Source organism: Prevotella sp. P5-64 (genome assembly GCF_002251285.1).
Taxonomy (GTDB): Bacteria; Bacteroidota; Bacteroidia; order Bacteroidales; family Bacteroidaceae; genus Prevotella.
This window is the reverse complement of sequence record NZ_NPJK01000076.1, coordinates 130,862-152,629: the sequence shown is the minus strand read 5'-3', so window position 1 is coordinate 152,629 and position 21,768 is coordinate 130,862. Positions and strand designations below refer to the sequence as shown.

At 45.6% G+C, this 21,768-nt stretch carries 15 protein-coding genes and 1 tRNA gene; 11 read left to right on the top strand and 5 right to left on the bottom strand.

Annotated elements, in window-relative coordinates:
• The first annotated feature begins 5 nt into the window (after positions 1-5).
• The 4 genes from CIK87_RS13670 to CIK87_RS13655 are packed head-to-tail and all read left to right on the top strand — an operon-like array spanning position 6 to position 8,390.
• On the top strand, positions 6-2,477 hold the full coding sequence (locus CIK87_RS13670) for a DUF2357 domain-containing protein (RefSeq protein WP_094387622.1): 2,472 nt from the start codon (positions 6-8) through the stop codon (positions 2,475-2,477).
• Between the two features lie 29 nt (positions 2,478-2,506).
• On the top strand, positions 2,507-4,234 hold the full coding sequence (locus CIK87_RS13665; protein WP_094387621.1) for an RNA-binding domain-containing protein: 1,728 nt from the start codon (positions 2,507-2,509) through the stop codon (positions 4,232-4,234).
• A gap of 34 nt (positions 4,235-4,268) precedes the next feature.
• Positions 4,269-5,486 carry a hypothetical protein gene (locus tag CIK87_RS13660; protein ID WP_254046568.1) on the top strand — a complete coding sequence of 406 codons (1,218 nt, stop codon included), beginning with the start codon at positions 4,269-4,271 and terminating at the stop codon, positions 5,484-5,486.
• Positions 5,487-5,501: 15 nt separating this feature from the next.
• Positions 5,502-8,390, top strand: coding sequence for a DEAD/DEAH box helicase family protein (locus tag CIK87_RS13655; protein ID WP_094387620.1), 2,889 nt, complete (start codon positions 5,502-5,504; stop codon positions 8,388-8,390).
• Between the two features lie 322 nt (positions 8,391-8,712).
• Here CIK87_RS13655 and CIK87_RS13650 read toward each other — a convergent pair.
• Positions 8,713-8,786: transfer RNA gene (locus CIK87_RS13650), tRNA-Ile, on the bottom strand.
• 55 nt (positions 8,787-8,841) lie between these two features.
• On the opposite strand from CIK87_RS13650, the gene CIK87_RS14445 reads away from it, so the two are divergent.
• The 7 genes from CIK87_RS14445 to CIK87_RS13620 all read left to right on the top strand — a co-directional run bounded on the left by CIK87_RS14445 (position 8,842) and on the right by CIK87_RS13620 (position 13,966).
• On the top strand, positions 8,842-8,994 hold the full coding sequence (locus tag CIK87_RS14445) for a hypothetical protein (RefSeq protein WP_158216263.1): 153 nt from the start codon (positions 8,842-8,844) through the stop codon (positions 8,992-8,994).
• Positions 8,995-9,091: 97 nt separating this feature from the next.
• Positions 9,092-9,706, top strand: a complete 615-nt coding sequence (locus CIK87_RS13645; RefSeq protein WP_371327128.1) for an HAD family hydrolase — start codon at positions 9,092-9,094, stop codon at positions 9,704-9,706.
• Positions 9,703-10,635 (top strand): bifunctional riboflavin kinase/FAD synthetase, encoded by a 933-nt coding sequence (locus tag CIK87_RS13640; RefSeq protein WP_094387619.1) that lies wholly within the window; start codon positions 9,703-9,705, stop codon positions 10,633-10,635. The genes CIK87_RS13645 and CIK87_RS13640 overlap by 4 nt, the downstream gene beginning before the upstream one ends.
• Entirely contained in the window at positions 10,632-11,465 is an 834-nt protein-coding gene (locus tag CIK87_RS13635) for a CPBP family intramembrane glutamic endopeptidase (protein ID WP_094387618.1), read from the top strand. The genes CIK87_RS13640 and CIK87_RS13635 overlap by 4 nt, the downstream gene beginning before the upstream one ends.
• Positions 11,466-11,772: 307 nt before the next feature.
• The gene (locus tag CIK87_RS13630; RefSeq protein WP_158216262.1) at positions 11,773-12,723 is read left to right on the top strand and encodes an IS1595 family transposase; all 951 of its coding nucleotides are present in this window, start codon (positions 11,773-11,775) and stop codon (positions 12,721-12,723) included.
• A 52-nt stretch (positions 12,724-12,775) separates the two neighbouring features.
• Positions 12,776-13,336: a hypothetical protein gene (locus tag CIK87_RS13625; protein WP_094387616.1), complete on the top strand. Its 561-nt coding sequence runs from the start codon at positions 12,776-12,778 to the stop codon at positions 13,334-13,336.
• 18 nt (positions 13,337-13,354) lie between these two features.
• Positions 13,355-13,966 (top strand): hypothetical protein, encoded by a 612-nt coding sequence (locus CIK87_RS13620; protein WP_094387615.1) that lies wholly within the window; start codon positions 13,355-13,357, stop codon positions 13,964-13,966.
• 227 nt (positions 13,967-14,193) lie between these two features.
• Here the strand turns inward: CIK87_RS13620 and CIK87_RS13615 are convergent, their stop codons facing one another.
• The 4 genes from CIK87_RS13615 to fucP form a co-directional block, all read right to left on the bottom strand.
• On the bottom strand, positions 14,194-15,810 hold the full coding sequence (locus CIK87_RS13615; protein WP_094387614.1) for a RagB/SusD family nutrient uptake outer membrane protein: 1,617 nt from the start codon (positions 15,808-15,810) through the stop codon (positions 14,194-14,196).
• Between the two features lie 12 nt (positions 15,811-15,822).
• On the bottom strand, positions 15,823-18,519 hold the full coding sequence (locus tag CIK87_RS13610) for a SusC/RagA family TonB-linked outer membrane protein (RefSeq protein ID WP_094387613.1): 2,697 nt from the start codon (positions 18,517-18,519) through the stop codon (positions 15,823-15,825).
• An 822-nt stretch (positions 18,520-19,341) separates the two neighbouring features.
• Positions 19,342-20,151: a hypothetical protein gene (locus CIK87_RS13605; protein WP_144008238.1), complete on the bottom strand. Its 810-nt coding sequence runs from the start codon at positions 20,149-20,151 to the stop codon at positions 19,342-19,344.
• Positions 20,152-20,364: 213 nt separating this feature from the next.
• The gene (gene fucP, locus CIK87_RS13600; protein WP_094387611.1) at positions 20,365-21,669 is read right to left on the bottom strand and encodes an L-fucose:H+ symporter permease; all 1,305 of its coding nucleotides are present in this window, start codon (positions 21,667-21,669) and stop codon (positions 20,365-20,367) included.
• Between the last annotated feature and the right edge of the window lie 99 nt (positions 21,670-21,768).

Below are 21,768 nucleotides of genomic sequence, written 5' to 3'. Positions count from 1 at the left end.
ACGCTATGCAGACAGAAGTACTCCGATACATTCACAAGGAAGGTGACTATGAGATTGTTGTTCGCACTCAGGACATTAGTTACTCATGGCAACGCTTCAAGGGGCGCATTGACTACACAAGGAGAACAAATCCTGATGTCAGTGCACCAAGGGAGTATTGTGAATATACAAGTCAGGATGAGTGCCAGTTGGTATTGGGAAAACCCTTTGCTGACGACCTGACAGAGCATGAAGCCACAGAACTTGCAAAGACAGGAACCAAATGGACAGAACTGTGGCCTGTGATGTTCGAGACCTGCAAGTATCAAATCAATGTATTGTTCTATGGTGTTGAAGGGGTTCCCGAAATCTGCCATGTCAGAAAAGACATAGAAGAAAGTTTCTTCTACCAAGGAGAAACATACGATAAGGCAGGACATACGGTAAAGACGTATAGCGGAAACATAGACTTCCTAAATGAACCAGGCCGATTCCGATTGGAGTTCACATATCAGAAAGAAGGCAAAATCAGAAATTCTTTTGTCACGTTCGATGTTGTCTCGCCAAAACTCGATACAAAAAGCGACTACAAGTCATTGCTGAAAGAGGTAAATGATGAATATACAGATGTTATTTATCGTTATCTCAGTATCACTTTGCAACAATTCAGCCGTGGTCATGTTAACAATGATGCCACGTGGATGAGCGCTTTCCAAAGTGTTGTTGATGATTATGTAAAGAACGTAAAGAGAGTTATACAGAACCCTCATTCACAGATAGTAAACTACAGAACATCACGCAAAGCAGAGCAGATAAAGCATTGGACACCTGCCATGGAGGAATTGTATGGCGAAGTAGAAAAAGAAGGCAAATTGGAAGAGTTTTATTTCAGCTACGACGAGTCATGCTCTACTCATGACACCATGGAGAACCGTTTCGTCAAGCATACATTGCATAGTATCGGTAGGAAACTGGTAGTCATAATTTCTACAGTCCTGTCTGCTACACAGGAAGAATTATCAGAGAAGCATCGTAAGGTATGGATTGGCTATAGCGACACAATTAAGAAACTCTCCAAGCATCCTTTTTTCAAGACCATTAGCAGGTTTGACGGGTTAAAGCAAGAAAGCCTTGTGCTTCAAAGTAGAAATGGTTATCAGCAGATATACAAGGATTGGCTAAAACTGAAACGAGGTATTGACCTTTACAATGGTGCTGCCAACATCGGAACACTTCAGATATGGGAAATCTATGAATTATGGTGTTTCATAAAGATGAAGAAAATGGTGGCAGAGATAATGGGCATTAAGCCAGATATGCCGGACTTTGAATCTTTGGTTATAGAACCTAAGGGAACTTTGCTCAATCCATTTATAGATTCTACACTTGAGCATGTTGTGGAATATCACTATCCGAAAGCAACTGATGAAGATAGCGAAGAGCGCAAGGCTATGCTTCGTGCTCATGAGGGTGATGTCGTGACATTACACTATCAGCACACTTTCAATCGCAGGAGTGGTAATGATGAGTATAGCCTTGGTATCAATACTGCCACTACAGAACAGCGGCCAGATATTGTTTTAAACATTCGCAAGGCATCAGGTGAAATTGTGTTAACTTACCTGTATGATGCCAAGTATCGTGTTGTGAACGATAAGAAATTGGATAAGGACTTTGAACCTGAGGATATAGCAGAATCAGAGCAGTTGGCTGGAGGAGACTACCCACCAACGGATTCTATCAATCAGATGCATCGTTATCGTGATGCTATATATTATAGTAAGGAGCATGAACCTTATCGTTCCAAAGAAATCATAGGTGGCTACATTTTATTCCCTGGGCGTGGAGAAGATGAAAATATCCTGAAACGTTATTATAGCGCGAGTGTAGAAAATGTCAATATTGGTGCATTCCCTCTGTTGCCCTCTGTTGATAAAAGTAAGGAAGGTAGCATTCTTAGAGCGCACCTCAATTCGATTCTTATGGAGAAACTGGATACGGAGAGTCATGTGGCTAAAGCAAAGCCACAACGCACACTTGCGTATGTTACAGAAGAAGAAAAGGAAGGTATGCAACCTGGTGATCTTGTGATGATTGCATTGGCAGGCTCCAACGACAAACGTCAATGGACTTTGAATAAGCAATGGTATAACATACCTTTAGATAAGATTGCAGATTCACCATGGATGAAAGCAAAGTATCTGTTGCTTCACGTAAAGGGTGAGCAATGGACTGGAAATATTCGTAAGATCGTGAAATCCAATCATGATGTATGGACTGCTGATAAACTTACGAATGAAGGTTATCCTTCAATGCCTAGCAATCCCGCATATTTTATGATACGCATTCATAAAGAGACGGGCACGGATATTGAACTAAGGACAATGGTGTTTGATGTGAAGCGGATTCCGGCAGATGTAATCTATTGGGGTAATTCCAAAATGCCGTTCATGCTTGTAAGATTGAAGGATATAAACAAAATATCCGATCGGTTGTAATTGTATATATGTCTAAGAAATAGAAAAATATGAAGAAACAGACAAAACTTAGCATACAATGGTTTTACAATCTCCTTGAAAGGGGAGAATGCGACATTATGGACTTCAAGGAACAATTGGAGGACAAGATGTCGTTTGGCAAGTCGCTGAAGAACTTTGCTCCTAAGTATGATGAAACGGCAAGGGATGTTGTTGCGTTTGCCAACCACAAAGGTGGTTTTCTGTTTATTGGTATTGTTGACGATAGTAAGGAAATCAATAAGGACTTTGTATACCAAGACAGTAAGGTATTTGAACTAATTCATCAGGTACAGGACAGAACAGAGCCTACGATAACCCTTATTCCGCATAAAATAAATGTGGAAGGCAAGGATTTGCTGGTGTTGGAAATACCTTTCTCCACTCAACTTCACCGTACAAGTCGTGGGGAGTTTCTTATTCGTAGCAATGATGGTAATCGTCCGATAGAGCCATACGAGATGGCAACCATCATGGCAGAAAAGGGGCTTATCGTTTATGACCAAAAGACTTGGCATATTAGTGGCGAGTGGCTGGATCAAAAGCGTTTGTCCAAACTTCATGATATGATAGAAGCTAAGAATGCAGATAGCCCATATCTGGATAAGTCACAGGATGATTTGCTTGACTCTCTCGGTATGACAAAGGATGAAGGAGGCGAGGTATTACCGACAACAACTGGTTTGTTGTTCGTAGGCAACCAGAATGCCCTCAGGGAACTCCCGTATTATGAGGTGAAGTATATTCACTACTTTGAGGACGGCACATACAAGCCATACGAATACAAAGGCAATATTATTGAAGTTGCAACAGCCTGTTTTAATCAACTGAAAGCCGAGATCCGTCAGAAAGAATACATCTTCGGATTGTTCCGTGAGTATGTTGAAGACTATTCCGAGATCGTGATAAGAGAGTTGTTGGTCAACGCATTAGCCCATAGAGATCTAAGTCGTCAGCAGATTATTGAGATTAGAAAGTATGACGATGGCGGTTATCTTGAAATTGAAAGTCCTGGCACTTTCCCTGAAGGTGTCACATCTGAGAATTTCTTGCGCAAGACAAACCCAAGGAATCCTAACGTAATGGACATACTTAGAGAGATTGGACTTGCAGAGAAGGCTGGTAGTGGATTTGACAAGATTTTTACTGATTTACTGAAGAAAGGGAAATCGCTGATTAAGCCGGAAGAGACAGAGACCTCTGTGATATTCAGAGTAAAAGCTGATGTAGTTACAGAGAAACTGATAGAGTTGTCCTTACAATATGAGAACCAAACCGGCAAGGCAATAAAGCTGGATGAACTGCTAGTACTGTCGGAAATTGTAAAGCACAAACAGGTTAAGTTCGCAGATTTGTCTTCTGCTCCTAATATTAGTACCTATCGCCTACAAAGCATCTTGGATAAGCTTCAGAAATTGGAATTTGTAGAAACATCTGGCAAAACATCTGGCTTGTCATACATACTGCACATCAGCAAGCGTAAGAATACAAGCGACAAGATAGACTATGTGACAAACAAGAAACAGGACAAAGCACGTCAAAAGGAAGCCATACTTCGTTATCTCGACTCTGTAGATACCATCAATAATGCAGAAGCTCGTGAATTGCTGAAACTTGCAGAAAAGGATCGCTCAAAAGTATCTCGTTTGTTTGCAGAATTAGTTAAAGAACAAGAAATTCTGAAAACGGAAGATAGTAAACCTAATAATGTGATATACAGAAGAATAAGTAAAGGCTAATAGTGTAAATTCGTTTGCATTTCCGTTTGCAGAAATGATTTTTGCAAACAGAATTGCAAACGGAATTGCAAACAGGACTCTAACAATGATAGGTGATTTTATCTTTTCATGGGCAGAGAATGCTGAAGGCAGAATGGTGCATGTTGACAGTGTGCCAAGAGGTCTTCGGTGTGGCTGTACATGCCCAAACTGCCATGAACCATTACTGGCAAGGCATGGTGAAAAGAATGAACATGGCTTTGCACATCATAGCGACACTCGCGGTGCAAACCTAAATATCTGCTACATGGTCATTCTATACAAGTTGGCAGAGCAGATTATTCAGACAAAGAAAAGAATCCATGCTCCTTCGTATTATGCCATCTTTCCAGAAAAGGATATTGACTTCGTTGAAGTTAAGGTCGATAGCTGTTATGAACGGGACGACAAACAACCTGACGTGATAGCAACAACAGCTGATGGCACGCAATACCTCATAGAGTTCACCTTTGACTATAAGGTGCAGCACAAACAAGCCATTGACTACAAGAACCTCAACTGTCTGGAGATAGATCTATCAAAACAGAGCCTTGAAACGGTTGAGAAGTTTCTCCTGGAGAGTAATGATGACAGAAAGTGGCTCAACAACCAAAGTTACTTCGAAAACATTGTACCTCGCTATCAAAAGGCAAACAGGGTGATAGAGGTGAAAGATGAGGAGTTCTGTGCGTCATGCGAATTGAAAGATTCTTGTTCTGGAGTCAAGCGAAAAGGATTTTATGCTCCTCTTGTCATTGAAAATAGCGGTCGCAAGTATCGTATATGCAAACCTGAGCAATACCAGGAAGACCTTGAAGCGTATCACAAATGGCTAAAGGAAGAAGAGAAGCGTAAGAAGCGTGAAGAGGGATTTCGTAGAAAAGAAGCAGAACGTCAACGCCAACGAGAAGCAGAGTGGGAACGAGAAAGACAGATACGCGAACAAGAACGCGAGCAGGAAAGACTTCGCCAAGAGCAGGAAGCTGCAGAAAAACTCGAAGAACGGAGGAAACTCATTGCAGCCCAGCAAGAGGCAAGAAGACAAGCAGAACTCAATGCACCACCTTTGGATCCAAGTGAAAGAACATGTTTTATGTGTGAGTCAAATCTCAGTTGGATGAACAGACCAGGCGATAGATATGCTCACTGCGGATGCTATTCAAGCATGAGAGTTTCCAAGAATACACCACCAGAATCGGCACAAACTTGCCGAGGATTCAAACGCAAGTTTTAATCACACCTTTATAACATGCAACAGGAGCAACAGAAATACGACTCCCTTCTTTTAGAATTGGGAAAATTGAGGACGGAGAATGCTCGTTTGAAGGAGATACTTCAAGCGAATGGGATTGCGTATGAAGTTGCTACTGCCAATACAGACGAAGAGAAGGTTTACTCTGATATTATGTTCCCTGATGTTCATCTGGGAAAAGATGAGAGAGTCGAGTTGTTCCGCAGTTTGTTCCGTGGGCGAGAAGATGTATTCGCCCGGAGATGGTATAGCAAAGCAACGAATAAGGGTGGTTACCAACCTGTTTGTATAAACGAATGGAGAAGAGGAATCTGTGACAAAAAGGCTGTCAAGTGTGCGGATTGCCCAAACCGTAATTTCCTACCACTTGGGTATGATGAGATTTGCAGACACCTTATTGGCAATGACGAAAACGGATGTGATGTGGTTGGTATCTATGCCATCATGCCGGATAACAACTGTGCTTTCCTGTGTACTGACTTTGATGATAAGAGTTGCAAACATGGATATAAGGATGATGTGCAGGCATTTGTTGGCGTTTGTCGTGATTGGAACATACCTTACTCTATTGAACGCTCGCGTTCGGGTGATGGTGCTCATGTTTGGATATTCTTTGATGATGTTATTCCTGCCTACAAGGCACGAAGGCTTGGCAATGCGATTCTGACAGAGGCAATGAGCCGTGACGGAAGAATGGCATTCGACTCTTACGACAGATTCTTTCCAAACCAAGACAGAATGCCAGAAGGAGGATTCGGAAATCTCGTTGCTTTGCCATTACAAGGTAAAGCACGTAAGGACTTGAATAGCGTATTTGTTGATGATGAGTTCTTTGCGTACAGAGACCAATGGGCTTATCTTGCACAAGTTCAAAAGATTGAAGAACAAAAGGTTGATGTCATACTGCAACAACATATCCATGAAGACTTGGGAGTCTTGTCAACCTCAAGCGAGCGTAAGCCATGGGTAACACCTGTACCTCAAAATATCAATAGTGCTGATTTTACCAAAGCAATAACCATCACAGTAGCTGATAAAATCTACATTCCCCTCAATTCTGTTTCTGCTAAGGTGCTCAACCATATCAAACGCATTGCTGCATTTCGCAATCAGGAGTTCTACAAGAAGCAAGCAATGCGCATGTCCACATACGGAATACCTCGCATCATATCGTGCTTTGACATTACAGATGATTATCTTGCAATGCCGAGAGGGTGCAAAGAGGCTATCATGAAGTTACTTGACTCAAATGGCGCAAAATACACTATCGTTGACGAAACGAATCATGGTAAAGCTGTAGCTGTCACTTTTCTTGGAACAGAACGAGAGGAACAACTTGACGCAATTGAATCGTTACTTCCCTTTGATAATGGTGTACTCCATGCTACCACAGCCTTCGGAAAGACAGTTACTGCTGCATCTTTGATTGCAAGACGTAAGGTGAACACACTTATTCTCGTTCACTCCAAAGCTTTGCTAACGCAGTGGCATGAACGATTGAGTGAGTTTCTGGATATTGATTACAAGGAGTCAGAACCTGTCAAAAAACGAGGACGTAGGAAAGCGTTCTCGCCAATAGGTTGTCTTGATTCCACAACAAACACCGTCCATGGAGTTATTGACATTGCCTTGATGCAGTCATGCTTTGAGGATGGAGAGGTGAAGTCATTTGTTCAAGACTATGGCATGGTCATTGTGGATGAATGTCATCATGTGTCTTCTATTACCTTTGAAAAGGTTCTTAAGTCCGTGAAGGCTCAATATGTACATGGATTGACGGCAACTCCAATCCGTAAAGATGGTCAGCAACCTATCATCTTCATGCAATGTGGCCCGATACGATTCTCAGCTGACTCCAAAAGCCAAATTCAAAAACAGTCGTTCCGCAGATACCTCATTCCACGATTCACATCTTATCGCAGCATAACCGACGACAAACAGTCGTTTCCTGCTTTACAAAAGAGTCTTGCGGCAGACGAGGTTCGTAATTCTCTTATTGTAGATGATATACGTAAAGCTGTGGAGAGTGGCAGAACGCCAATAGTTCTTACTGGCATCAAGCAACATGTGGATCTTTTGGCAGAGAAGCTAAAACCTTATGCAAAAAATGTAATTCAATTGACAGGAGCTGGGACAGCCAAGGAAAAGCGCGAGACACTACAAAGGCTTCAAGAAATTCCCGCAGATGATCTTCTGGTAATTGTTGCAACCGGACAATACGTTGGTGAAGGCTTTGATTATCCTCGTCTTGATACATTGTTCCTTGCCTTACCAATCTCGTGGAAGGGACGATTGGAGCAGTATGCAGGTCGCCTTCACCGTGAGAATGACGGAAAGAAAGACGTTCGTATCTATGATTACATTGACATTCATGAGCCTGTATGTGATAATATGTATCATAATCGCCTAAGAGCATATGCAGCCATAGGGTATCAGACAATTCAAATAGGACAACCAACACTGTTTGGGAAGATTGGCGATTTGCCTGCGTATTCTGAAGATAGTCAGATTTTCAATGGAATGACCTTTTTCAAGTCTTTGATAAAAGATATTGCCACAGCAAAACGATCTGTTGTCATTTCTTCACCAAGACTATATCGTGTTATGAACAACAAACTTGTTTCTCTGCTGAAAGAGCAAAGTGCCAATGGTGTTGAAGTTGCAATCGTAACCGCAATGCATGATGAGCAGTGCGATTTCCTTCAATCGTCAGGTCTTCATGTTACAACCAAACCAAACTTGAAACTTTGTACAATAATCATAGACAAGTCACTTGTTTGGTATGGAAGTGTGAATGCTTTGGGCTACAATTCGGATAAAGACAATATAATAAAGATGAAGGATAAAAAACTAGCGGATGAGATACTTGGCATAGTGTTAAATTGAACATGCTTCGTATGATAGGCTATATGAACCTCGTTTATGAAGGTGGTCAGAAGGAGATTTTACAGAAGCTTTACAGAAACTTTACAGAAATAGACAGAAAAAAGTAGTGAGCTGTGTTAACGGTTGCCTTACTCGTTATGACGCCGTATTTCACGGCTCCATCCTATACATGGCATTAATTGAAATATCACTTAATCATCAATTATTTCACGAAATTTCAAAAGGTCACGAAAGATGAGTTTTGGTTCGAAAAGGTCACCTAAAGGTCACCATAAAAAGAAATCAAGCAGCTAACTTGACGTTAACTGCTTGATTATCAAGGTGGACCAGCTAGGGCTTGAACCTAGGACCTCCAGATTATGAGTCTGTTGCTCTAACCAACTGAGCTACAAGTCCGGGGCTCATACGTAGATACGTACTCGCTTTTGTGGGTGCAAAGATACTGCTTTGGATGGAATTTACCAAATTTTTCGGCAAAAAAGTTGAAAAGGGCATCTACTTTCCGCATTTGGAATCAACCATTAAGACGATGGTTGACAAAATGATAGCCGACGCGGGCTGTGGCAGGGGTATGCTGACGCCCGAAATCAGTGACTTTGGTTAATTTTGAACAAATTACAGTGCGCCCGAGCAAAAAAATAGGGTAACTTGCTTTGTTCTGCTCTATACTTTCAGTAATTTTGCACCACAATATTATAATAATGATGCTAACAGGGATTAAGAATATAGTCTTCGACCTGGGCGGCGTGCTCGTCGACCTCGACGGAAAGCGCTGCATCGATGCCTTCGATGCCATCGGATGCCACGCCATCAGCGACTACGTGCGCCTCCACCGCACCGAAGACTTGTTTTACGACATAGAGATAGGCCACACCACCACCGCCGAGTTCTGCCGTGAGGTGAGACGCATCACCGCTGTGCCAGCCACCGACACGGCGATTGTCGGAGCCTGGAATGCGCTGCTCACCACCATCGCCGACGAGAAGAAGCAACGCCTGCTCAGTCTGCGCCGCGACTACCGCGTGTTCCTGCTCAGCAACACCAACGATATGCACTGGCGACTCTGCGCCGACCATCTCTTCAACTATGGCCCCTGGCGTGCCGACGACATGTTTGAGCGCATCTATCTCTCCTACCGGCTGCATCTGGCCAAGCCCGACCCCGCCATCTTCAGCCATGTGCTCGCCGACGCCGGTCTACAGGCCGACGAGACGCTCTTTATCGATGACAATGCCGACAACTGCCGCGCAGCCCAGTCCTTGGGCATACACACACTGCTGCAGTCTGCGGCCAACGACTGGATGCAACGCTTATGAAAATCATCACCCATACCAACACCATACCCCAGCCCACAGTAGCCACGATAGGCTTCTTCGACGGCGTGCATCTGGGCCACCGCCACCTCATTGACGACGTGCGCACCATTGCCGCCGAGCGCAAGCTGGCCACAGCGGTGGTGACCTTCGATGCTCATCCGCGCCAGGTGCTGCAGCAGGACTTCATCCCCCAACTGCTCAGCACCACCGACGAGAAACTGAAGATGCTCGCAGCCACAGGTGTCGACTACTGCGTACTGCTCCACTTCGACCGCAGTCTCGCCGCGCTCTCTGCCTATGACTTTATGCGCCAGGTGCTACGCGAGCAAGTCCACGCGCGAGTACTCGTCACCGGCTACGACAACCGCTTCGGACACAACCGTGCCGAGGGGTTCGACGACTACGTAACCTACGGCCGACAGCTGGACATCGACGTGATGGCTGGCACGCCTTTCGAGCATGAGGGCATGAGGGTGAGCTCGTCGCTCATACGGCGATGTCTCTCCGAGGGCGATGTCGACAGCGCCCGACAGGCATTGGGTTACACCTACTCGCTCCGAGCCCCCATCGTAAGCGGATATGCCGAAGGCCGGCGCATGGGGTTCCGCACCGCCAATCTCGACATGACCCACATCTCCAAGATGCTGCCTGCCCGTGGCGTCTATGCCACCCGCGTGCGCATCGACGATACCGGCGCATGGCTCCCCGCCATGACCAATGTGGGATGCCGCCCCACCTTCGGCCGCACCGACACCACCATAGAGACCTACATCTTCGATTTCGACGCCAGCCTCTATGACCACAGTCTTGAGGTGGCCTTCTGTCACCGTATGCGCGACGAACGCCGCTTTGCCGACGAGGTCGCCCTCACTGCCCAGCTCGCCGACGACGAGCGCCAAGCCCGACAACTTTTAACTCACACGATATGAACAAGAAAATAGCCAAAGGATTAGTGCAGGTAGGTATCTATCTGCTCGTATTCATAGTCATCCAGATTGTGGTCATGCAGGTGGTAGGCATCTGCTCGCTTCTGGCACAGGGCTTCAACGCCTCAGAGATTGTCACCCGTATGACCGACGGCAGCATGCTGTCCGACGGCAAGACGCTCTGTATCTTCTTCGCCATCAATGCCGTGCTCGCCTCGCTGCTCTTTGTGCGCCGAGGCTGGGCGCCCGTCTCACGCAGCTACCTGCAGTCGCGCCCGTGGGCGATGCTCTTCTGGGTAGTCATCCTCTCTCTGGGTACCCTCATCCCCTTCGCTTTTATCGAAGAGCTGACCGACGTACAGATGCCCGAAGCTACCCTCCGCGCCTTCTCTGCCATGCTGCGCGAACCCGTGAGCTACGCCGTCCTGGGCGTGCTCGTGCCGCTTGCCGAAGAGCTGGTCTTCCGCGGCGCCATCCTCCGCACCCTGCTCACCCTCACCCATCGTCGCTACCACTGGGTGGCTATAGCCATCTCGGCAGTGCTCTTCGCCGCCGTCCACGGCAACCTCGCACAAATGCTCCACGTGGTACCCATGGGACTGTTGCTCGGCTGGCTCTACTATCGCACCGACAGCATCGTGCCCGGCGTCATCATGCACTCCATCAACAATTCTGCCGTATATATCATCACCAATCTCGTGACCGCCAATCCCGAAGCGCGCCTCATCGACGTCTTCGGCACCCAGCAGCACGTATGGATGGCCGTGGGCTTCAGCCTCTGTCTCTTCATCCCTGCCCTCTTCCAGTTGGCAGTAAGGCTCAAGAAGGCATAAAGTCATCAACAGCCACAAACCAAGCGGGGTATCGATGGATGTCGATACCCCGCTTGGCATATAAGGTTACTTAATCAATGACTATTATATTAGGTAATTATATACTATTAGACCCCAAGCACCGCAATGAGCACTACCATAATTGGCAGTGCTCAACTTTTTTCGGTAAAATAACATATCAATGATATGTTATACGTATAAGGGAATTGTTGATGCTGGTTTTTTATCGTAATTTTGCTATGTTTTAACAAGCAAAGTAAATACCATGATAGATTTTTCCAAATTCAACAGCCTTATAGCAATGACAATGTACTTTAACAACGAAGACGTCTGCAAGGATGCAATCATTGAGACACGTTGGGGAAAAGAACAAGAGCAGGATGTTGTCTGCCCTTATTGCGGACAGCACCATTGTGTGACCAGAAAAGACGGGAAATTCCGTTGCAACCATTGCAAGCGCAACTTTACGTGCAAGGTGGATACCATTTTTGAGGACAGCAACCTTTCACTTGTAAAGTGGTTCATTGCCATGTATCTTATTTCCTCACATAAGAAGGGCATCTCGTCCTGTCAGTTGGCACGTGACATCAAGGTTACTCAAAAGACCGCTTGGTACATGCTCCATAAGGTACGTGCATTGTATGCGCAGAATGATTCAGAGGCACTAAGTGGAGAGGTAGAGTGTGATGAAGTGTATATCGGAGGAAAGGAGAAATGGAAGCATCAGTCTATGAGGACTCCCAAGACACAGGGCCGTTCAGTCAAAACCAAGACGCCTGTATTCGGGATGATGGAACGTTCTGAAATTAAGAATAAGAAAGGTAATATGGAGTTTATGTCTTATGTCCGTGCTATGGTTGTTGAAAAGATAGACAGAGCTACATTGGAACCTATCATCGGTCAGTTCATTGAAGACGGTTCTACCGTCTTTACTGATGAACTTAGTGCATATAACCACGTTGGAGACATGGGGTACAACCATCGTGTTTGCAATCATAGTGCATTACAGTTTGTTTGTGAGGATGACGGTTCGGTGTATACCAACAACATAGAGGGCTTTTGGAGCCATTTTCGTAGAATGATTACTGGTTGCTATCACGATGTTTCAGACAAGCACCTTCAGACATACATTGATGAGGCTTGCTTCCGTTGGAATACAAGAAAGATGAGTGAGTCGAAAAGATTTACTGATATGTTCACTACATCTATAGGTTTGGTTAAATCAAACAAGGAGTTTAAGTTGTGTGTTGCCGCATAAAATGTTATTATTTTTAAAACTATTGTAATACTTATATTAAAGAATTATACACATGGTAAAGAAGATAATCAAGTTAACAGAGTCAGAACTGATTGAGCATATTCGTAATGTTGTGAATGAAGCAATAAACGAAATGGATGGAAAGACACATGCAAGAGTTTCAAATGCTGTAAAAAGAGCAAAGGAGTTAAATCAGCAGAGTATCTTTACAACTCCTGTTGAGAATCGTCCTAATAATCCAATTGTTCATGACGATGTTATTGCAAGAGGTAAGGGCACAGAACAAAGAGCAAATCAAGCATTGATAAGTCCTTTCTCAAACACAACATTTTTGTTTTACGCCACTACTCGTTTAGGTAGAACAACTTTCTTGACATTCAAGGCTCAAGATATTAAGAAACTTATGATGGGAGTTGCTATATTAAGTGGTGAAGTTATGTACGATGGTGATATGTTAATTGGTGATATACATATTGATTTTAATACTGGGAGAGTCTTTTATAAAGAAAAAAAGAGTAGATATACTTATACCCTTGAACCAGATAATAGAACCAAAAAACAATGGGATGCATTACTTGAGCAATTGAAAATGTCATTAGACAATAGAATATAATAAAATAAATGATATGATATGATGAATAACACAAGAAACAGAGTAAGATTGACAGAGGGTCAATTACATAATGTGATAAAGGAATCCGTTAAACAAGTTCTTTCTGAACTTGATTGGAAAACATATGCTAATGCTGAGAAGAAGATGAGTGAACGCGGAACTAACTATTGGAGAGGACTGGGAGAGAAGTGTCCTGATGCAATTAGCAAGGCAGCAAATGCAAGGATACGTGCAGAACGTTTAGGTAACGCTGCAAAAGATGCATTTAATCGTGATTATGGATATAAACAAGGCGATTGGCTTGATGATGACTACGCAGAAGTTGGTATGGGTGGAGATTTTGGAAGTACTGAAGAATTTGCTCCACATGCTGCTGCTTGGAAACACTATGGAGTTGCTTCTACAAAACAATTCCCTCACGGGGTTTATACTGCGGAAAGAACACCTGAAGAGTTTTTTGAGGGCAATCCAAATGCGGATGATGCGATAAATGCCTATAACAATGCAAGGGGCGAAATGCATAACTATAAGAAGGGTAAATATAGTTATGAACCAAACGGACGTGGTTGGCATTTGAAAGATGATATGGATGAGTCAATTCGTAGAGCAATAAGAAAGGTTTTAAAATAAAGAAAGAAGGGGTCATGCCAAAAGTAACTGACACGACCTCTTTTTGTTTTTATACGTAATGTGTCATGGTAAGTACATGTTTTTAGACAACAATTCTGTAATTGCCATTTTCAAGTATTTTATGCCTAAAAGTATATAGTTGCCTTTTTTTAAGTATTTTGGGCAACTTCGATGTTATTGCCCTAAAAATGCCATTTGGGGGTCAAAAAGTATATAATTACCTTATATTAATAACTTGAATTCTGTTTTAATTTCTTGTTTAAATCTAAACATCTTTGTGGTATTGGAAAAACCGTTGTAAACCCAGTAAACTCCTTTTCTAATGGAGTTCTTTGATCATATGCCTTGGTATATTCGCCAAAACGGATGAGATCTTGACGTCTCCAACCTTCCCAAACCAATTCCAGCAGACGCTCCGTTAGAATGTTGTCCAAATTGGCTTCCACATGAGGCATTCCTACTCGGTCTCTTATAGCGTTCAGCTCTATTGAACCATCCTCGCCATTGCGAACTTTCGCCTCGGCTTCCATCAACAGCGCGTCACCATATCTAAAAAGGACGATATCGTTGTCAACCTGCCGTCCGTCCGAATAGGCGGTTCGGTCAACCTCGTATTTGCCCACACGGGCACCTGCCGTCTGTTTATATGGACTGTCACTGAGGTTCAGTTTCAGCTCAAGCGGCATATAAACCAATGGTTTTCCGTTGTCCAAATATATCTTCTTTCCGTCAACAAGCACGGTATCTGCATAGAAGTTTATTTTGAATCTATTGTCAACATGGTCCGTTCCGTAACCGAAAGCCTTGACGGTTGAGACTGTTGCACATGTGCCGTTTTCGGAAGAACCACCATAAGCCCCACCATGTTTGTAGTGGCGTGAGCGGAAAAGATAGTGATATTCATTCAAATATAGGTTCTTGTCCAACGGAATAGTAAAAATATTCTCCTTTGAACTTTCGTTGTGAACAGCGAAGTTTGAAGCGTAATCACCTTCTAATTCATAGCCTTCTTGCCGCAGTTGCTCGCAATACCAGATGCAGGTTTCCCAAGCGTTCTTCTTCTCACCATTCACATTGAAGTAAATGCTTTTCCCATCCTGTCGCTTGCCGTCGGTCCAATTGTCATCCGTATATATTTCCGCATTCAAGGCAAGTTTTGCAAGCAGGAAGTTTACGACCGGGCGTGTCACACGTCCGTAATAGTCACCCTCCTTGTTGGAATGCTCATCGGCGAGCTGTGGGGCAACATCCTGCAACTCGTCAACAATAAACTTGAATACCTCGCTTCTTTCGCTTTGCACCACTTGCTCCAATTTCACGTCGTATGATGTCACGATAGGAACACGCCCAAACATATCCATCGCATAATAGTAGAACAAGGCTCGTACAGCTCTTACCTCTGACGTGAAATTTCTTGTCTGTTCTGCTGAAAGCAGAGTCTTATGGCTATCAATGATAGAAAGCGACTGGTTAGATATAACTATTACCTTGAAGAGGTATTTCCATACATTATATAAGTTAATATCATTGGCATTCCACTTGTGCTGGTACATGTTCTCCCACAAACCGCCATCATACCAGTCTCCTCCACGAATCGGAATCATAGCCTCATCGGTAGTCAAAGTATTGTAGTCGTAAATACCCCGGCAAGTTCCTTGAAGCCCTTCAGACTCCTGATTGCTCCCTATGTAGTTGTACAGGGAAGCTACTGCGTTTTTGTATATATTATCTGCATTATTGTAGATTGCCTCCTGGTCCAGTTGGTCTTTGGGATGCTCATCCAGACAGCTACTGAAGCAAAGCATTAGCGGTACTGCTAATATGTATTTAATAATCGTCTTCATGCTCTTTTCGTTTTAGAATTGTACACTCAATCCCAATGAATAAGTACGGTATAATGGATAGTTGCGTTTGTCGTCAATACCCATCGTGCTGTTAACAACATAGCTGTTTATCATTGGGGTCAAACCTCTATAGCCTGTGATTGTTCCAAGGTTGCTAATGTTGCATGATACACGCAAGGAACGTACAAACTTGCTTTTCAAAGGTACATTATATCCTAATGTCAAGTGTTCAAAGTTCAGATAATCGCCTTTTTCGAGCCAATAGTCTGAGACTCTCTGGTCTACGATGTTCTTCTTTGGAGCATCCTTCAATACATTGTAGTCCGGGAAGCACGCCATACTTGTGTAAGCCAGTCCTGTTCCGTTGAAGATATTGTGCCCGAATGCACCGTTCATCTGCAACGCGACATAGATGTCCTTGTATCTGAAACTAATATTTGAACCAAGAGTCACCTTTGGTGTGGCTTGTCCGGCAATGTATCGGTCGCCACCATCGCTCAAGTCAACCTTACCGTTGTGATCAAGGTCCTCAATGTCATAAAAATAACTGCCGTTCTCATTCTTGACGAGTCCCTTGCAATGTGGCAGGTAGAAAACGCCAAGTGGCTGTCCTACTATCTGATAGACCACATTGTTGTCGCCACCGTTCTGTCCTGCACCGTCCAGTGAACCAATGGCGGTGACGTTCGCTGCCGTCATGCTCATACCCTTGTAATCTCCGCTCAGAGAGATAAGTTTGTTACTTTGGAACGACAGATTCATATTGATGTTCAGTTCCATGTCTTTCTTGCTTATGGGCTGTACTGACAAGCCAAGCTCCAATCCGCGATTGGACATGGAACCGATGTTTGCCAGCAATGTGTTATAAGCGAATGGCGGAACGGGAACCTCGTAGGCATAGAGCATGTCGGAGGTCTTTGAATAGTAGTACTCTGCCGTGAGCATAATGCGGTTGGCAAAGAAACCGAAGTCAGCACCGATGTTGAAGGTGGTCTTTGTTTCCCACCTCAAGTCAGGATTGTTGTTTCTCACCATTCCGAGTGTCACTGTTGGCGAGCTCTTTACAGGTACTATACCCGTCTGTCTTACGGTGTTCATGGTTGTGTAGGCAGAGATACCGCCAAGGTTGCCAGCCTGTCCCAAGCCTGTACGGAGCTTGAGCATGGACAACGGCTTCACGTTGACAAGAAAATTCTCCTTCTTCATATCCCAAGTGAATGATACGGACGGGAAAAATCCCCATGTATTGTCGTCGCCAACCATTGAAGAACCGTCACCACGTGCATTAACCGACAGCAGGTAGCGGTCAAGCAAAGAGTAGGTGACACTTCCCATCACGGAAGCCAAGGACTGATCTTCGTATGTACTTTCTGTACCGCCATAAGGTCGGACTGCGGTAGCGCCCAGATTGTTGTAACCGAAATCATTTGTCGGAATGCCCTTGGCATACATCCAAAAGGCTGTCTTTGTCAATTTTCGGTATTCGCTGCTTGCCTCTGCGGATATTCTGTGTATGCCTATCTGCTTGTTGAAACTGAGGGCCACATTGCCCAGCCATTCCTCCTTCTTGAACTCGCCACGGTACACGTTGCCCTGTGCCCATACCCATGTAGGGCAGAACATTCCGTTTTCCGTAGAACCATACAGATATGATGCGAATGTGGAAATGCGCCAGTTTGGATTGAAGTCATAGCTCAGCTTTATGTGTGCGTCAAAATTCAAATCCCTGGAGTCGTTTTTCTCGTCAAGCACTATGCCAGGAGGGTTGACGTGGGTGGCTGACTCGTTCTTCAGCCAGTTCCCGTTCTCGTCAGTTCCCGCTGGCAATGTCGGATTTTGGCAGGCTGCAGAATAGAAGAGCATCTGTGTGTCAAAAATATCATGGTTCTTGAATGAAGAGCCGAAAACTCCGAATTCTCCGGTTAGTCTGTCATTGAAGGCTTTCTGGGTTACATCAACCTTGGCAACAAAAACGTTATAGTCCATCTTCTTGATGATGGTGTTGTGGTCCATTACTCCGAAAGATGCACGATAGTTTGACTGTGGCGTACCTCCGCTGAATGCAAGGTAATGATTGTTCACCATACCCGTGCGTGTTATCACCTTATAATTATCGGTATTGAAACCTCCGTTGTTGCAATAGATACCCAATGCCTTTGCCGTTGCGACATATTCAGCAGCATTGAGCATCTCCAGGTGTTTGTACCTCCGCTCGAAGCCAACATTACCCTCATACGAGATTTGGAATCCTCGTCCTGTGCCTTTCTTGGTTTTCACCTCTATGACACCCGAAGCTCCTCGTGAGCCGTACATGGCAGTCTCGGTAGCATTCTTCAAGATGCGGAAACTCTCAATGTCGGCAGGATAGATTGTAGAAAGTGTAAACACATCGGATGTGACACCGTCAATCAGTACCAAAGGGTCGTTACCTCCGATAATGGAGGTTGTACCACGTACTCGCACACTATTGAGCATAGCCATACGATCCAGACCGTTGGATGTCACATTGACACCAGCAGCCTGACCACTCAACACGTCGAGGGCGTTGTTGGCAGCACCCTTGTTGGAATGATTTCCAACTATCTTTATTATATTACTTTCATTGGCAATGGTATCTTTCCGTTCTATAGGAACTTGCTTTTGTGCATGAGCCAAAGAACTGCAAAAGAGCAATAGAAGAAGTAATGTGGTTTTTTTGCCATTTGCCATTTTCTATTTCTATTATTTAGGTTAAGGATGATTTCCAAGAAACAAAGATAAGGCGCAACACATGAAAAAAAGTATACAGGCTCCAATATTTATGCTTTATTAACGATAGAAACCATTAATAGTCGCATTATCTTCTGTTAATTACATGGCGTCAGTGCAAAACAAGAAACTGAGACTGTTACTCTTATGTAAAGAGAATGTAATTAGCACTAAGTTTATGCATTTATTGGATTTTTCCCTTATTTCACTGATACTCTGCATTACAAGTTCTGCAACTTCAAGAGACGATGATTGTACTGAGAGAATACGTTGAGCTCTAAAGTGTAAGTGTTCTACATCTCGTTGGCAGTTTCATTCTCATGCCAAGAGTGCGCGCCGGCATCTTTCATTTGGAGAGTTATACTATAGTGAGTCCACGAAAGACACTTTGTGGTTTTCTTGTCAGTGATAGAAAAATGTTTTCATAGTGGTTATGCAAGTCTACATAATCAATAACACTGCGGTAGTCTACTGTTTCTCTCCGTTTACGACTGCATTGGTCATATCTGAGCCACCGCAGATGACACACGGCGCAGGGCGTGGTACGAAGTCCGAGAGTATTACTCCGTTTCTCTTGAGACGCGTCTGGGAGAGGGGCTTTTAGGAGCCACTCTCCCAGCAATAATTCTAAACCGGAGGCAACCGGCACAAAGCTGATAGGCAGGGAGATGCCACGGGAAGACCCTATCCCAATCTTTCTAAAGCGGGAGCAAGTCTATACCTATACATTATATTATATAGAGGTCACTCACACTTCCCTTGCCCACACCCAGAGGCAGACCGCTAACTGCCGCCGGCACCCCAGCCTTCCGTGGGAGCAACATTGGCAGGACGGGAGTCACTGTCGGGGCCCAGCTTCAGGAAGAACTGATGGTTGAGGCTGCACATGTGCTTGTAGCCCTTGGCATCGTCAAAGCCAAAGAAGCCCTGCAGGAAGTAGACGGGCGTACAGCCACCGGCATCAAAGGTTCCGCTGCTGACTTCACGCATGGCAACGCCATCGGAACGCCTCAGCGTAGCACGGTTTTCCACTCTGAGTCCCGACACGCTGTAGGGAAGCAGCCTGCTCACCACAAACTGCGTATTGCCTTTATCGTCCTTGGAGAGCTTTACCTCGACCATCACATGGGCGTCATAGCCGTCGATGTCAGAATAGAGGATGTAGCGCACCACCTCATCGCCCTCGTCATTCTTGGCCTGCATCAGAGGCTCCACACCCACCGGCAGAGGCTGCACTTTGAAATGACAGGTGTCGGTCAGCGTTATGCCTTTCTTCCTCCACTCTTCAGGACCAGAGCCACCGGTGGTGTTCTTGAGCTGCGCTTCGCTGAGCAGCACCTCCGTACGCTTCACATACCGACGTATGTCGTCCTGAGTCAGCCCACGCGCCTTGAAGTGGTCATAGCTCACGGCATAATGCTGCGACAGGCGTGCCAGCGAGTCATACTGCTGCTGGGTCACCTTGTTCTTCAACCACTCGGGCGGCAAGTCGCCCTTCTTCGTATACGGATTATACACCAACACTTTGGGCGTCTGCCCAAACGCCAGGCATGCCACCATCAGGAGGATGCCGGTCATCAAACACTTTCTCATAGGCAAATACATTGGATGTTACACATTGGGATAACTCTCTCTTGATAGATTACAGCCCAAAGATAGGGAAAATGGAAGATACGGAGCAAGTCTTTTCCGTTAAAAATCAATACCGTTAATCGTTTTTAACCATCGCCCCCTCCGCCCGCCATCAACAGCAAGGGCCATCCGCTGGTGTGGATGGCCCTTGTCGTTATTTATAGTGTCACACGGTTACACACCGCCATGCTTGCGGCTCAGTTGATACTGGCAGAAACCGTAGGTGAAAACCACTACAAAGCTGATGAGAGGCAGCACAAACGAGGCGTTGACGGCGGGAAGACCCATCACCACGCCCCGGTCTATGATCATACCCTGGAGCGGAGGCATGATGGCTCCGCCCACGATGGCCATCACCAGGAAGGCAGCACCCAGACTGGCGTCTTCGGCATTGACATTCTCCAGGGCTATACCATAGATGGTGGGGAACATGAGCGACATGAATACGCTGATGCCTACCAGCGAGTAGAGGCCCACGATGTCCTGGATGAAGATGGTGCCGAGCGTGCAGAGGGCGGCGCCGGTGGCAAAGATAGCCAGCAGCAGTCGGGTGTTGACATAGCGCATCAGGAAGGTGCTGATAAATCGTCCGCTGAGGAAGAGCACCATCGCCACGATGTTGTAGGTCTGCGCCGTAGCCTTGTTGATGCCCAGACGGTCGGCATACTGGATGATAAAGGTCCACACCATAATCTGCGCAGCCACATAAAACATCTGTGTGACCACGCCGGCCATGTAGGGCTTGTTGTCCAGCAGCCGGCGCATGGTGTCGCCCACGCGGGCATGCTCACCGGTGCTCTCCGTGCGTGGCATCCGCGTGAGGGCAAAGACCACCAGCATGATGAGCACCACCAGTCCGATAGCCACATAGGGGTCGCGTATCACCACCAGGTCGTGCAGACGTATGCCAGACTTCTCTGCCTCGGTGAGGGTCGGGAAGATGATGGCACCGGCGGCGTCGCGACGGTCAGACCACAGGTGGGGCAGCACGATAAACGACGCCACGCCCATGCCCATGAGCGAACCGAGGGGGTTGAACGCCTGCGCCAGATTCAGACGGCGTGTCGACGTCTCCTTGCTGCCCAGCGAGAGCACAAAGGGATTGGCCGTGGTCTCCAGAAACGCCAGTCCGAAGGTAAGCACATAGAGCGAGATGCAGAAGAAGGAGAACTCCTGATACGCCGCAGCCGGTATAAACAGGAATGCGCCCAACGCGTAGAGCGCCAGACCCAGCATGATGCCGCTCTTGTAGCTGTAGCGGCGTATGAAGAGCGCCGCAGGCACCGCCATGGTGGCATAGCCGCCATAGAAGGCAAACTGCACAAGCGACGCCTCGCTGGCCTTGAGCTCCATCACCGTCTGGAAGGCTGCCACCATGGGGTTGGTGATATCATTGGCAAATCCCCAGAGGGCAAAGAGGGTGGTCAGGAGCACGAAGGGCAAGAGATACTTCTTCTCCACTAATCGAGGTTTGTTCATTGCTTCAATTTCTATTACACGATTAAAACGACAGAGAGAGGGGAGCCGCCACCGGCACCATGGCCGTTACAGACCAGATGCCCCCACGGCGTCTCTCCT

Bases quoted from the DNA above. Each gene is read 5' to 3' on its own strand.
- CIK87_RS13670 (WP_094387622.1), top strand. From the start codon at position 6: ATGCAGACAGAAGTACTCCGATACATTCACAAGGAAGGTGACTATGAG.
- CIK87_RS13665 (WP_094387621.1), top strand. From the start codon at position 2,507: ATGAAGAAACAGACAAAACTTAGCATACAATGGTTTTACAATCTCCTT.
- CIK87_RS13660 (WP_254046568.1), top strand. From the start codon at position 4,269: ATGATTTTTGCAAACAGAATTGCAAACGGAATTGCAAACAGGACTCTA.
- CIK87_RS13655 (WP_094387620.1), top strand. From the start codon at position 5,502: ATGCAACAGGAGCAACAGAAATACGACTCCCTTCTTTTAGAATTGGGA.
- CIK87_RS14445 (WP_158216263.1), top strand. From the start codon at position 8,842: ATGGAATTTACCAAATTTTTCGGCAAAAAAGTTGAAAAGGGCATCTAC.
- CIK87_RS13645 (WP_371327128.1), top strand. From the start codon at position 9,092: ATGATGCTAACAGGGATTAAGAATATAGTCTTCGACCTGGGCGGCGTG.
- CIK87_RS13640 (WP_094387619.1), top strand. From the start codon at position 9,703: ATGAAAATCATCACCCATACCAACACCATACCCCAGCCCACAGTAGCC.
- CIK87_RS13635 (WP_094387618.1), top strand. From the start codon at position 10,632: ATGAACAAGAAAATAGCCAAAGGATTAGTGCAGGTAGGTATCTATCTG.
- CIK87_RS13630 (WP_158216262.1), top strand. From the start codon at position 11,773: ATGTACTTTAACAACGAAGACGTCTGCAAGGATGCAATCATTGAGACA.
- CIK87_RS13625 (WP_094387616.1), top strand. From the start codon at position 12,776: ATGGTAAAGAAGATAATCAAGTTAACAGAGTCAGAACTGATTGAGCAT.
- CIK87_RS13620 (WP_094387615.1), top strand. From the start codon at position 13,355: ATGATGAATAACACAAGAAACAGAGTAAGATTGACAGAGGGTCAATTA.
- CIK87_RS13615 (WP_094387614.1), bottom strand. From the start codon at position 15,810: ATGAAGACGATTATTAAATACATATTAGCAGTACCGCTAATGCTTTGC.
- CIK87_RS13610 (WP_094387613.1), bottom strand. From the start codon at position 18,519: ATGGCAAATGGCAAAAAAACCACATTACTTCTTCTATTGCTCTTTTGC.
- CIK87_RS13605 (WP_144008238.1), bottom strand. From the start codon at position 20,151: ATGAGAAAGTGTTTGATGACCGGCATCCTCCTGATGGTGGCATGCCTG.
- fucP (WP_094387611.1), bottom strand. From the start codon at position 21,669: ATGAACAAACCTCGATTAGTGGAGAAGAAGTATCTCTTGCCCTTCGTG.